This is a genomic window from Glycomyces salinus (assembly GCF_016428645.1).
Taxonomy (GTDB): Bacteria; Actinomycetota; Actinomycetes; order Mycobacteriales; family Micromonosporaceae; genus Glycomyces; species Glycomyces salinus.
Window position 1 is genome coordinate 1 of sequence record NZ_JAELXW010000158.1, and the last position, 11,826, is coordinate 11,826.

Genomic DNA, 11,826 nt, shown 5'->3' on the forward strand with positions numbered 1-11,826 from the left:
ACTAACTGGAGGCTCCCTCACTTCTCAAACAGGCCCTAGCCCAGCGTCCAGTCGAATTCGACCGCGATCGGGTAGTGGTCGGAGAGGTTCTCGCCCTCGTCGTCGCGGAAGTCGGCGTGGTCGTTGCGGTACTCGACCGCTTCGAGGTCGAGGCCGTCGCCGCCGCGGTAGAGGACCTTGTCGACCACTTCGCAGCCGGTGGTGACGTTCGCGTCGTCGCAGACCAGGGCGGGATCGCCGGGCTGCGGTTCGTCGCCGCCCCTGGCCAGTTCGACCCAGGCGTCGGTGAGGCCGTTGTCGGAGGCGAAGCCGGCGATCGGGTCCCCGGCCCTGGTGTAGCGGGTGTTGGTGTCCCCGTAGACGATCACGGCGTTGCCGGCCGAGTGCGACTCGATGTACTCGGTGACCTGCGCGAAGTTCGAGGCGCGGGCGTCGAGGTCGCCCTGGTCGTTCCCGGCGTCGGCGTGCAGGTTGTACAGGTCCACCGTCGCGCCGTCGGCCAGTTCGAGACGCATGAAGGTGAAGCCCTTCGGCGTGAGGCAGTCGGCCTGGTTGATGTGGCAGTCGTCCCAGGTGATCCGGTCGAACTCGGTCCACGGGTAGTTCGAGAGCGTGTTCAGGCCGCTGCCGAAGGGCACGCCGCCGCTGGTGGCCGTCCGGTGGGGATGGTCGTCGGCCGCGTACAGCGAGGCGTGGTAGTTGAAGTCCTCCTGCGCGTGGACGATGTCGTACGGGTCGAGCCGCGAGCCGATGATCGGGGTGTTGGTCTCGGGGTCGCCGTCCTGGAGGAAGGCGGGGAGTCCGGCGATGTTGTAGCTCAGGACCGAGAACGACCCGTTCTCCGGTTCCTGGGCCGATGCCGGGGCGGCCAGCCCGATGACGACGAGGGGGAGGGTCGCGGCCAGTGCGCGAAGTATTCGCATGCGGTGCTCCAGTTGTCGAGATTGCCGAGCCTCGAGAACTCGGTGAGGGCACCCACAGCGTGACCGATTTACGTGGATTGTTCAAGACCCGCGGCTTAAGGGAGGCTTGCTCCGCGGTGACGAACCCTAGGCGTCGGGGTGCCGCCGGTTGTAGTCGGCCTGGGCCTCCAGTACCTCGGGCATCCGGTCCTGGAGGTGTTCGACCAGGCCGCGCAGGAGCGCGGTGGTGGACACGCCCAGGCCGGTCAGGTTGTACTCCACGCGCGAGGGGTAGCCGTCGCTGGCGTGCCGCTCGACGAAGCCGTCCCGCTCGAGCGCGCGCAGACTCTGGGCCAGGGCCTTCTCGTTGATGCCGTCGACCTCGCGGCGGATCTCGCTGAAGCGCTTCGGATCCTCGCCGAGCACGAGCAGGGTCAGTGCGCTCCAGCGGCCGGTGATGACCTCGAATACCGGGCGCGACGGGCAGTTCTTGGCCAGCACCTGGAACTCCGGCCAACTCCCGGGCATCTCGATGTTCGACGTGGTGGTCATGGAGCGATGTTATCCCAACAACAGTACTTTCCAAATGATTGTACTTTCAATAAGAAAGTGCGAGAGTGGCTCCACCAACGTCACTGAGGAGAACATCATGATCGTCGTCACCGGAGCCACCGGACACCTCGGCCAGCACGTCGTGGAAGGGCTGCTCGAGAAGGTCCCCGCCGACCAGGTCGCCGTCGTCGTCCGAAACGCCGAGAAGGCCGCCCCGCTCGCCGAGCGGGGCGTCGAGGTCCGCGTCGCCGACTACAGCGACCCTCAGACCCTGAAGGCGGCCTTCAAGCAGGACGAGAAGGTCCTGCTCATCTCCGGCAGCGAGATCGGCCGGCGCGTGCCCCAGCACACCGCCGTCATCGACGCCGCCAAGGAAGCGGGCGTCGCCCTGCTGGCCTACACCTCCATCCTCGGCGGACCCGACGCCGACTTCGAGCTGGCCCGCGAGCACCAGGGCACCGAGGCGTACCTGGTCGACTCAGGCCTCCCCTACACGCTGCTGCGCAACGGCTGGTACCACGAGAACTACACCGAGGCCCTCGGCCAGGCCGTGGAGGCGGGCGGCATCCTCACCAGCGCCGCCGAGGGCGCCCGCGTCGCCAGCGCCTCGCGTGCCGACTACGCGGCCGCCGCGATCGCCGTGCTCACCGGCACCGGCCACGAGAACCGGGCCTACGAGCTCAGCGGCGACGACGCCTGGAGCTTCGAGGAATACGCGACCGCGGTCTCCAAGCGCCTCGGCCGCGAGATCCCGGTCAGCCGCGTTCCCGCAGAGACCCACAAGGAGATCCTGGTCGGCGCCGGGGTTCCCGAGCCGATCGCGGCCATCCTGGTCGACGTCGACGCCGCCATCTCGCGCGGTCTGCTGGAGCGCCGGAACGGCGACCTGTCCGACCTGATCGGCCGCCCCACCACCCCGATGCCCCAGGCCATCGACGAAGCCGCGACGGGCCTCGGCGAGTGAGAACGAGCGGCCTGCGACCACCGGTCGCAGGCCGCTCTCCTCAGCGGAACGACGCGGCGTTCTCCTCGGCCCACTGCGCGAACGTGCGCGGCGCGGACCCGGTGATCGCGGCGATGTCGGCCGCCTCGGCCGCCAGACGCCGCTCGTTCTCGGGGTCGGCGTTCCAACCCACGATGAACTCGATCGACTCCTCACCGATGCCCATGGCCCGCATGCGTTCCTTGGCCTCCTCTGCGGTCAGCTCCTCATAGCGGATCGGGCGTCCCGAGGCCCGCGAGATCGCCTCCACCTGCCGGCCGACGGTCAGTCCGTCGGGGCCGGTCAGGGTGTACCGCTTCCCGGCGTGGCCGTCCCCGGTGAGCGCCGCGGCCGCGACCGCGGCGATGTCGGCCTCGTGCACCGGGTAGTGCACGACGTCCGCGAACGGCTCGCGGATTACGCCCTCGGCCAGTGCCTCCTCGGCCCAGTACCGCGAGTTCGACATGAACGTGCCCGGCTGGACGATCGTCCATTCCAGACCGCTACGCTCGGCGGCCTCCTCGACCGGGCCGTGGAACCCGTTCCACAGCACCGTCACCCGTCGCACCCCCGCCTTCGCCGCCGCCTCCAGCAGTGGCTCGGGACCTTCGAGGGTGTCGTACGAGGCGCCTTGGGCGGACAGGAGGTGCAGCGCCGTCGCGCCTTCGAGCGCCGCGGTGACGCTCTCGGGGTCGGTCAGGTCGCCTCGCACGGCCTCGACGCCCTCGGGGAATTCGGCCGCGCCCGGATCGCGGGTCAGGGCCCGCACCGGGTGCCCGTCCTCGGCCAGCAGCCGCACCAGGTGGCGTCCGACGTTCCCGGTTGCTCCAGTGACCAAAATCGACATTGATCGTCTCCTTGCCTCGGTTGTTCCGTTACAGCCTGCAACGGATACCCGAACTCGGGCATTCCGATCCGCGGTTCCTCCTTTGGCCCTAAGACCGGTGCCGGCCGCTGGGCGTCCTGGTCGGGCCGCGCTAGAGTCGGCGCGGACCGAGACGAGGGAGGACCTGTGGCGCGAACGGCAGTCGTAAGCGGGGGAGGCACCGGCATCGGATACGCCGTGGCCGAGCGTTTCGCGAAGGACGGGGACCGCGTGGTCGTCACCGGACGCCGGGAAGCGGTGCTGCGGGAAGCGGCGGAGCGGATCGGCGAGCGCGCCTCCTACTTCGTCGCCGACCTGGCCGAACCCGATGGCGCCCGGCGCGTGGCCGACCATCTGGCCGAGCGGTTCGGCGGCGTCGACATCGTCGCCGCCTGCGCGGGCGGGATGACCCCCGGCCCCGATACTGAGCTGGGCCTCGACGGCCTGGAGGCCGTCTCGTGGACCTGGGCGGCGAACCTGCGCGCGAACGTCATGACCGCCGTCCACCTCGTCGAAGCGACCAAACCCCACCTGAACGACGGCGGCCGCATCCTGCTGTGCAGCTCGATCGCCGCCCTCCGCGGTTCGGGCAACGGCAGCTACGGCGCGAGCAAGGCCGCCCTGCACCCCTACGCGATCGACCTGTCGGCCGAACTGGGCCACCGGGGCGTCACCGCCAACGTGATCGCGCCCGGCTACACCGCCGACACCGAGTTCTTCGGCGGCCGCATGACCGCCGAGCGGCACCAGCGGCTGATCGGCCAGACCCACAACAAGCGCGCCGGGAACCCCGCCGACATCGCCGAACTCGCCCACTGGTTGGCCGCTCCCGGAGCCGGGAACGTGACCGCGCAGGTCATCCAGTCCAACGGCGGTGCGCTGCCCGGGCGATAGATGGCCACATTCTGGTTCGCGGTCCGACTGATCATCGTGACCGCCGGGTTCGCCGCCGTCCACGGCTACGTGTGGTGGCGCCTGTTCCGCGACACCACCGAACGCGGCTCGCGGTGGCGGCCGATCGGCGCGGTAGTCCTCGGCGCGCTGGCCGCCTTCGGCCTCGGCGCGCGGTTCCTCACGCCCTCGCAGGCGCCCATGGCCGTGCAGCAGATCGTCGGGTGGCCCGGCTGGATCTGGTTCGGGATCTTCATGTACCTGGTCGGCCTCCTCATCGTCGCCGAACCGGTTCGCTGGTGGCTGCTGCGCCGCAGACGCGCCGAACCCGAGGCCGAGGGACCGACGCGCCGCCAGGTCGTCTCGCGCGGGATCGGCATCGGCGCGGGCGCGCTGACCGCGGCAACGGCCGGATACGGCCTGGTCGAGGGCTACCGCACCCCGCGGCTCAAGGACGTCTCGGTCCCGATCGCCGGGCTCGGGCGCGAACTCGACGGATACCGGATCGCGGTGGTCGGCGACACCCACCTGTCGGCGATCCGCGGACGAGGCTACTGCGAGCGCGTGGTCGACCAGATCAACCGCACCCAGCCCGACCTGATCGCGTTCGTCGGCGACCTCGCCAGCGGCGAGGCCGACCACCTGCGCCGGACCACCGACCCGCTGTCCCGGCTCGAGGCGCGCGACGGCGCGTTCTTCGTGGCCGGGAACGCCGAGCACTACGTCGGCGCCGACCAGTGGTACGAGCGCGTCGAGGAGCTCGGCATGGTCGCCCTGCCCAACACCCGCGTAGAGCTGCCCGCCTTCGACCTGGCCGGAGTCAACGACCTCATCGTCGACCAGCGCGGCATCGAAGGCGAGACCGGACCCGACCTGGAAGCGGCCCTGGGCGACCGCGACCCCGACCGACCGGTTGTGCTCATGGCCCACCAGCCCGACGTGATCGTGCCCGCCCTCGACTACGGCATCGACCTCCAGCTGTCCGGGCACACCCACGGCGGCCAGATGTGGCCGGTGCACATCGCCAGCAGCATCCGCAGCGTCCAGCTCGGCGGTCTCGAACAGTGGGGCGACGCGCGCCTGTACGTCACCAACGGCGCGGGCACGAACGGCCCTCCGATGCGCGTCGGCGCGAACGCCGACATCACCGTCATGACCCTCCGCGCAGGTCAGGCCTGAAACCGAGCGGAATGTCGGTGGCGGGGTCTACGGTCGGGGCCATGGAACTCATCATGATCCCAGGACTCTGGCTCGACGGCTCCTCTTGGAGCAAAGTGACCCCGGCGCTGGAGGCGGCTGGCCACCGCGTCGAGGCCGTCACGCTGCCCGGCATGGAATCCAAGGACGCCGACCGCTCCGGCATCGGCCTGCGCGACCACGTCGCCGCGGTCGTGGCCCTGATCGACAAGGCCGAGGCGCCGGTCGTGCTCGCCGGGCACTCCGGCGGCGGCAGCGTCGCCCAGCAGGCCGCCGACGCCCGACCGGACAAGGTCGCCCGCGTGGTCTACGTCGACTCGTTCCCGACCCCGGCCGGCTTCGTCATCAACGACGAGATCCCCGCCGACGGCGACGACCTCCCGCTCCCAGAGTGGGGCTTCTTCGAGGACGAGGACCTGGTCGACCTCGACCAGGAGCTGCGAGCGGAGTTCCGCGAGCGCGCCATCCCGTCCCCGAAGGCCGTCGCCTACGACCGGAGCGAACTGCACGATCAGCGCAGGCTCGACGTCCCGGCCACGCTGATCTGCTGCGAGATCACCGCCGACCAGGTCCGGGAGTGGATCGGGCAGGGAGTGCCGTTCACCTCCGAGCTCGCCGCGCTCAAAGACGTGGAGCTCATCGACCTGCCCACCGGGCACTGGCCGCAGTTCACCAAGCCGACCGAGCTCGGCGAGGCGATACTGCGGGCGGTCAGTCGCGCTTAGCGGGACGGATCATGCAGGTGAGCCGCCCGGTGCACACCCGGCGGCCCTCCTCGTCGCTGATCGAGATCTCGTAAGTCGCCGTCGAGCGCCCGCGGTGCAGCGGCAGCGCCTCGCCGGTGACCGTGCCCGAGCGGACGCCCCGGTGGTGGGTCACGTTGAGGTCCACGCCGACCGCGATCTGCTCGGGCCCGCCGTGCAGCATCGCCGCGATCGAACCGAGTGTCTCGGCGAGCACGGCCGAGGCCCCGCCGTGGAGCAGCCCGTACGGCTGCGTGTTGCCCTCGACGGGCATGGACGCCGTGACCCGCTCGGGCGAGGCGTAGAGGACCTCGACGCCCATGCGCTCGCCGAGCGCACCGGCCGAGAACAACTTCTCCAGGTCGACGCCCGCCCCGTTGAACCGCTCGACGACTTCCGGCGAAAACTCAGTCATACTCAAGTGCTCCTATCGTTGTGCGAGCGAGTCTAGGCGCGCTCCCCGGCTGCGGCCGCGATGCCGAGGCCGATCATCGAGGTCCCGCCGATGCCGCCGAGGACCCGCTTGGGCCGCGGCGACTGGAACAGGCTGCGGGCCGCCGACGCGACCAGGCCCCAAGTCGTGTCGCACACCGCCGCGATGGCCGCGAAGATCGCCCCGAACACCATCATCTGCGCCATCACCGACCCGGCCTCGGGATTGACGAACTGCGGGAAGATCGCCAGGTAGAACAGGATCCCCTTCGGGTTCAGCAGCCCCACCAGGAAGCCCTCGAACACCGGCAGCGCGGTGCGGCGCGGCCCGGTCTCCTCTGCCTCGGGGACCGTGAGCGTCCCCTTGCGGTCCCGGAACGCCTTGACACCCAGATACACCAGGTAGGCCGCGCCCGCGTACTTGACGATGTTGAACGCCAATGCCGACTGCTGAATGACCGCCCCGAGCCCGAAGGCCACCAGCGCGGCGGCGGTGAGCGCCCCGAAACAGTTCCCGAACGCCGTCAACAGCGCCTTCCGCCGCCCGTAGGCGAGCGCCCGCCCCACGATGAACATGACACTGGGACCGGGAATCAAGATGATGACGACTGAAGCGGCCGCGAACGCCAACAACTCCCCGACACTGAACACTCCCGCATCCAACCACCAACGGCCCCGCCGGTCAATGCGATACGCGTTACCCGCACCCAGAGGCCCCGACACCGAGCCTCCGCGCCGGACTCGGCCGACCGGAACAGTCTGAAAACTCTTCGAGGGTCACATTTGACTTGGAGTGCGCTCCAAGTCCTACCGTCGACAGCATGATGCGACGAACATTGGGAAACACCGGAATCGACGTCAGCGGGATCGGCATGGGCTGCTGGGCCATCGGCGGGCCGTTCTTCGCCGAGAGCGGCGCGTGCGGCTGGGGCGCGGTCGACGACGAGGAGTCGATCCGCGCCGTCCGCCGCGCGCTCGACCTCGGGGTGACCTTCTTCGACACCGCCGACGTCTACGGCGCCGGGCACAGCGAGCGCGTCCTGGCGCAGGCCCTCGAAGGCCGCCGCGACGAGGTCGTCATCGCCACCAAGTGGGGCAACCGGTTCGACGAGAACACCAAGTACATCACCGGCGCCGGGGACACCCCCGAATACGTCCGGGAAGCGGTCGAGGCGTCCCTGCGGCGGCTCGGCACCGACTACATCGACCTCTACCAGCTCCACCTCGGAGACCTCCCGGTCGAGAAGGCCGCCGCGCTGCTCGCCACCCTCGAAGACCTGGTCGGCGAGGGCAAGATCCGCGCCTACGGCTGGAGCACCGACCTGCCCGACCGGGCCGAGGCTTGGGGGAGCGACGGCGAGCACTTCGCCTCGGTCCAGCACGACTTCTCGGTCATGAAAGGCGGCAAGACCGACGTCGTCGAGCTCTGCGAGCGGCTGAACCTGGCCTGCGTCAACCGCGGACCCCTGGCGATGGGCCTGCTCACCGGCAAGTACGACGCCCAGTCCCGGATCGGGACCGACGACGTGCGCGGCAGCGCCGCGCCGTGGATGACCCTGTTCGAGGACGGCAGGCCCAACCCCGAGTACCTGGCCCGCCTCGAGGCGGTTCGCGAGGTCCTCACCAGCGAAGGACACACCCTCGCGCAGGGCGCGCTCGGTTGGATCTGGGGAGTCAGCGACGTCACCGTCCCGATCCCCGGCTGCCGCACCGTCGCCCAGGTCGAGGAGAACGCCGGGGCCCTGGAGAAGGGCCCGCTCACGCAGGCTCAGGTCGAGGAGGTCTCTAAGCTCCTGGCCGCTACACCCTGACGATCTCCAGATCGTGGAATCGCGCGGAGCCGCTGTCGAAGTGGAGCCGCGCGCCTTCCATGTGCCCGAACAGCGCGCCCCATTCGTCGTGGTTCGCCTCGGGGAACAGCGCCACCAGTGCGCACTCCAAGTGCCCGCCGTGGCCGATCACCAGCGAGGCGTCGCCCGGTCCGAGCGGGGCCATCAGGTCGTGCCACTGCTGCGCCAGCCCGAGGGAGTAGTCCCGCACGACCCCCTCCCGGTTGACCAGCCGGGAAAGGCGCGTGAACGGTTCGCCCGAGACCTGCGTGGCCTGCGCCGACTCGACCATGAACTCCCTGACGGTGGGCAGGGTCGCCAGCTCCTGAGTCACCGCGAAACCCATCGCGATCGCCGTCTCCCGGGTGCGCGGGGCCACGCTGCACGCCACGACCTCGAAGGGCCCCAAGAGGGTTCCGGCCCAACGGGCCATTTCGACCCCTTCCTGGGAGAGGTGGACGGCCTCGGCGTTCTCACGCTTGCTGTGCCGGCGGACTTCGAGCATGGGCATTGGCGTGTCTCTTCCTTCATCGCGCCGGCGGGATCGGTTCCGAGCCTACGCGCCGCGCGGTGACCGAACGACCGTGGTCCGTGTCGAAGCGTCCTCGTGTTGCGCGGTCATGTTGTACTAGAAGGGAACCAATGGAATAAGGAGTGCCCCCTTGTATCCCGGAAGCACGCAGCCCGACCCGCCGCCGTTCGTGCCGCCGCAGCGCCCCGTCCCGCCGCCACCGGCGGACCCGGTGGTCGCAGTCCTCGGCAACGCCAGCGGACTCGGACTGGGCTACGCATTGATCCGCCGTCCCGCGCTGGCGGCGGGCGCGCTGATCGGCACGATCCTGTTGCTCGCGCTCATCGTCAACGACCCCGAAGCGTGGGTCTGGCGGGTCCTGCTGGCAGCATGGTGGCTGGCCGCGGTCGGCCACGCCTTCTGGATCACCCGCCGCCCGACATCGGAACTGGTCGACCCCGAGGACGCGGACCCGCGGTGGCGGCCCAGGGTCTTCACCGCCGGCATCGTGGTCCTGGCGCTGGTCACCATCGCCTGGAACCGCTACGACGCGACCGCGATCGTCGAGGCCGCCGAGGAGTCGCACCAATCGGGCGACTGCCAGACCGCCGCCGAATCACTCGGCCGCCTCGGCGCCGTCCACCGCCTCGCCTACGGCCCGACCACCTTGAGGGGCGAAGAGGCCCTGGAAGCGTGCGAACTGCTGCTGGAGGCCGAGGACGCCGACCCGGTGACGGCGGAGGGCCTGATCGAGACCTATCTCGACCACCCCGGCGCGCGCTGGGACGGCGCGGGCCCGCTGCGGGCCGAGCGACTCTTCGAAGTCGTCGTTGATTCCCCGGAGTCGTACGTGACTCACCTCGACGACGCCTTCGCGCAGCTCTCGGCCTCGCTCGAGGACACCCCGGACCAGTCCGAGCGGGTCCGCGGCATCGTCGAGGAATTCCTGGCCGACTTCCCTGAGGCCGCAGGGGCGTGCGCGGCGATGAACATCGACGACTGGCTCCAGGAACAGGACTGGGAAGCGCCCGAACTGTCCGAGCCGGTCGCCGCCGACGCCCCGCAGGTCCCGCCGCGGATCGTCGCCTGCGCCAGGGCCTTCTTCGAAGGGGACAATCTGGAGGGAGCCCGCGACGCCTACGAGCGATTCCTGGCCGACTACCCCGACCACGAACTCGTCCCGGAAGCCACCGACGAGCTCGAAGAGGTCGAGACCGCCATCGAACGCGAGAACGTCATCGCCCTGTTCGACCAGAAGACCTACTGCGAGAATCCGGCCCCCTACCGGGCCGCCCCGGCCTACGAGGGCGATGGCCCGCATGCGATGCAGACGTTCGGCATCGATCCGTTCGAGTACGACTTCCCCGAGTCGTGGAGGGCCGTGGACGTCGATGACACCGTGCTGGTGCTCTGCGTCGAGGGCCCCGAACGCGGCAGCCTTCAGGCGACCTGCGCGTACGACGCGGGCGCGTCGGCCATCCAGCCGATCAGCGGCTACGTGGACGTCGACTTCTACGCCACCAGGTTCGAGGTCCGGGCGTTCGAGCTGCGCACCGGCGAGAGGGTGGCCGCCTACTCCGCGGAGGTCGGCGACCCGTGCCCCGACATCCTGGAGTACGAGTCCTACGGCTACCTCGACACGGGCCCGCCGAGCGAGGTCGACTCGGAATACTCCGACAAGGACGTTCGCGACATTTTCTCGCGCCTGATGGACTGACTGCCTACACTTGCGATTCGGACCAAGCGCGAGGAGGGCGATGAACAGCAGGCGAGAGTACATCAGCACCGCGAAGTTCCAGCAGGGCGAGAACTACAGGAACCCCGACAATCTCAGGTCCCGCCAGAGCCTCTACGAGTACAAGCGACCCCAGCGCGACATCCAGGGCTTCGTGGCTGAGCGAGTCAGCGGGACCCCGGCCCGAATCCTCGACGTCGGCTGCGGCAACGGCAGCTATGTGCTGCGACTGCGAGAGGCATTCCCCGAGGCGGAGGTCGTGGGCATCGACAAGTCGGCGGGCGTGCTCGATGAGCTTGCCGAGCCGACCGTCGTCGCCGACGTCGTCGACCTGCCATTCGAGACCGGCTCGGCCGACGTCGTGCTCGCGATGCACATGCTCTACCACGTTCCCGACATCGAGAAGGCCCTCGACGAGCTCGTCCGCGTCCTGAGCCCGGGCGGTGTCCTGTTCGTCTCCACCATCGCCGCCGACGACAAGCGGGAATACGCCGATCTCATTGTCGAGGCCGGCCGAGAAGCGCTAGGGGTCGACATCGACAACCCCCTGGGTCCCGCCCTCGACAACTTCACCCTCGAACGGGCTGAGGAATTCCTGAGCGCCCGCTTCGAGTCGGTCGAAGTACACCACCTCGACGGTGTCGTGGAGCTGCCCGAGCCGGACCCGCTGCTGGCTTTCCACCGGTCGATGAGCTCCTTCACGGAACTCGTCGAGGCCGACTTCGAAAGGGTCATGGACCGGATCGCGACCCGACTGGAAACGCACTTCCAGACGCACGACCTGTTCACGATCACCAGCCACCCCGGCATCCTCGAATGCCGCTCGCCCAGTGCCTGAACCCCGCCCGAGCAGCCTCTGGCACTGACCCGGTGAGGCTCACCAATGGGCTCTGGTCGCTCATCGCTCTTATATGGGCGTTGGTGCACGGCCCGGATGCTATGGGCCGAGTCGGGCCGGGGCCGTCGAACTCCACTGTCTGAAATGGGCGACGTGGTTTGTCGAGTCAAGGCGTTCTTGCCTTGCGGCTCAAGCTGGCGGCGACGGATCCGCGAGGTTGCTGGTCGGGCCGTGGCACCGGGATCGACGTGACCGAGTCGTCGCGGTCGGCCCTGAAGCGCGGGATGGACCGAGCGAGTGGTGACCGGCGCGATCACGCCCTCGGACGGGTCGACCGCGGCGGCTACGT

Annotated in this window: 13 protein-coding genes; 7 read left to right on the top strand and 6 right to left on the bottom strand. The window is 69.5% G+C overall.

Annotation, left to right across the window (positions count from 1 at the left end; translation table 11 throughout):
- Positions 1 to 35 precede the first annotated feature (35 nt).
- Both JFB92_RS24505 and JFB92_RS24510 read right to left on the bottom strand, forming a co-directional pair.
- The gene (locus JFB92_RS24505) at positions 36 to 923 is read right to left on the bottom strand and encodes an exonuclease/endonuclease/phosphatase family protein (RefSeq protein WP_199044527.1); all 888 of its coding nucleotides are present in this window, start codon (positions 921 to 923) and stop codon (positions 36 to 38) included.
- 126 nt (positions 924 to 1,049) lie between these two features.
- Positions 1,050 to 1,454 (bottom strand): winged helix-turn-helix transcriptional regulator, encoded by a 405-nt coding sequence (locus JFB92_RS24510; protein ID WP_199044529.1) that lies wholly within the window; start codon positions 1,452 to 1,454, stop codon positions 1,050 to 1,052.
- Positions 1,455 to 1,548: 94 nt separating this feature from the next.
- On the opposite strand from JFB92_RS24510, the gene JFB92_RS24515 reads away from it, so the two are divergent.
- Positions 1,549 to 2,418 (top strand): SDR family oxidoreductase, encoded by an 870-nt coding sequence (locus JFB92_RS24515; RefSeq protein ID WP_372451693.1) that lies wholly within the window; start codon positions 1,549 to 1,551, stop codon positions 2,416 to 2,418.
- 40 nt (positions 2,419 to 2,458) lie between these two features.
- On the opposite strand, the gene JFB92_RS24520 is transcribed toward JFB92_RS24515, so the two are convergent.
- Positions 2,459 to 3,283: an SDR family oxidoreductase gene (locus JFB92_RS24520; RefSeq protein ID WP_199044533.1), complete on the bottom strand. Its 825-nt coding sequence runs from the start codon at positions 3,281 to 3,283 to the stop codon at positions 2,459 to 2,461.
- A 165-nt stretch (positions 3,284 to 3,448) separates the two neighbouring features.
- Here JFB92_RS24520 and JFB92_RS24525 point away from each other — a divergent pair, with 165 nt between their 5' ends.
- The 3 genes from JFB92_RS24525 to JFB92_RS24535 are packed head-to-tail and all read left to right on the top strand — an operon-like array spanning position 3,449 to position 6,114.
- Positions 3,449 to 4,195: an SDR family NAD(P)-dependent oxidoreductase gene (locus JFB92_RS24525; RefSeq protein ID WP_199044535.1), complete on the top strand. Its 747-nt coding sequence runs from the start codon at positions 3,449 to 3,451 to the stop codon at positions 4,193 to 4,195.
- The gene (locus JFB92_RS24530; protein ID WP_199044537.1) at positions 4,196 to 5,371 is read left to right on the top strand and encodes a metallophosphoesterase; all 1,176 of its coding nucleotides are present in this window, start codon (positions 4,196 to 4,198) and stop codon (positions 5,369 to 5,371) included.
- Positions 5,372 to 5,412: 41 nt separating this feature from the next.
- Entirely contained in the window at positions 5,413 to 6,114 is a 702-nt protein-coding gene (locus JFB92_RS24535) for an alpha/beta fold hydrolase (RefSeq protein ID WP_199044539.1), read from the top strand.
- On the opposite strand, the gene JFB92_RS24540 is transcribed toward JFB92_RS24535, so the two are convergent.
- Together JFB92_RS24540 and JFB92_RS24545 are read right to left on the bottom strand one after the other, a co-directional pair.
- Positions 6,101 to 6,547 (bottom strand): PaaI family thioesterase, encoded by a 447-nt coding sequence (locus JFB92_RS24540; RefSeq protein ID WP_199044541.1) that lies wholly within the window; start codon positions 6,545 to 6,547, stop codon positions 6,101 to 6,103. The two genes, JFB92_RS24535 and JFB92_RS24540, sit on opposite strands and share 14 nt — an antisense overlap.
- Positions 6,548 to 6,579: 32 nt before the next feature.
- Positions 6,580 to 7,215, bottom strand: coding sequence for a LysE family translocator (locus JFB92_RS24545; RefSeq protein WP_199044543.1), 636 nt, complete (start codon positions 7,213 to 7,215; stop codon positions 6,580 to 6,582).
- A 170-nt stretch (positions 7,216 to 7,385) separates the two neighbouring features.
- On the opposite strand from JFB92_RS24545, the gene JFB92_RS24550 reads away from it, so the two are divergent.
- Positions 7,386 to 8,375 carry an aldo/keto reductase gene (locus JFB92_RS24550; protein ID WP_199044545.1) on the top strand — a complete coding sequence of 330 codons (990 nt, stop codon included), beginning with the start codon at positions 7,386 to 7,388 and terminating at the stop codon, positions 8,373 to 8,375.
- Here JFB92_RS24550 and JFB92_RS24555 read toward each other — a convergent pair.
- Complete coding sequence (locus tag JFB92_RS24555; protein ID WP_199044547.1) at positions 8,365 to 8,904, bottom strand: histidine phosphatase family protein; 540 nt, start codon at positions 8,902 to 8,904, stop codon at positions 8,365 to 8,367. The two genes, JFB92_RS24550 and JFB92_RS24555, sit on opposite strands and share 11 nt — an antisense overlap.
- A 151-nt stretch (positions 8,905 to 9,055) precedes the next feature.
- Here JFB92_RS24555 and JFB92_RS24560 point away from each other — a divergent pair, with 151 nt between their 5' ends.
- Positions 9,056 to 10,621 carry a tetratricopeptide repeat protein gene (locus JFB92_RS24560; protein ID WP_199044550.1) on the top strand — a complete coding sequence of 522 codons (1,566 nt, stop codon included), beginning with the start codon at positions 9,056 to 9,058 and terminating at the stop codon, positions 10,619 to 10,621.
- Positions 10,622 to 10,661: 40 nt separating this feature from the next.
- Complete coding sequence (locus JFB92_RS24565; RefSeq protein ID WP_199044552.1) at positions 10,662 to 11,477, top strand: class I SAM-dependent methyltransferase; 816 nt, start codon at positions 10,662 to 10,664, stop codon at positions 11,475 to 11,477.
- Positions 11,478 to 11,826: the final 349 nt, after the last annotated feature.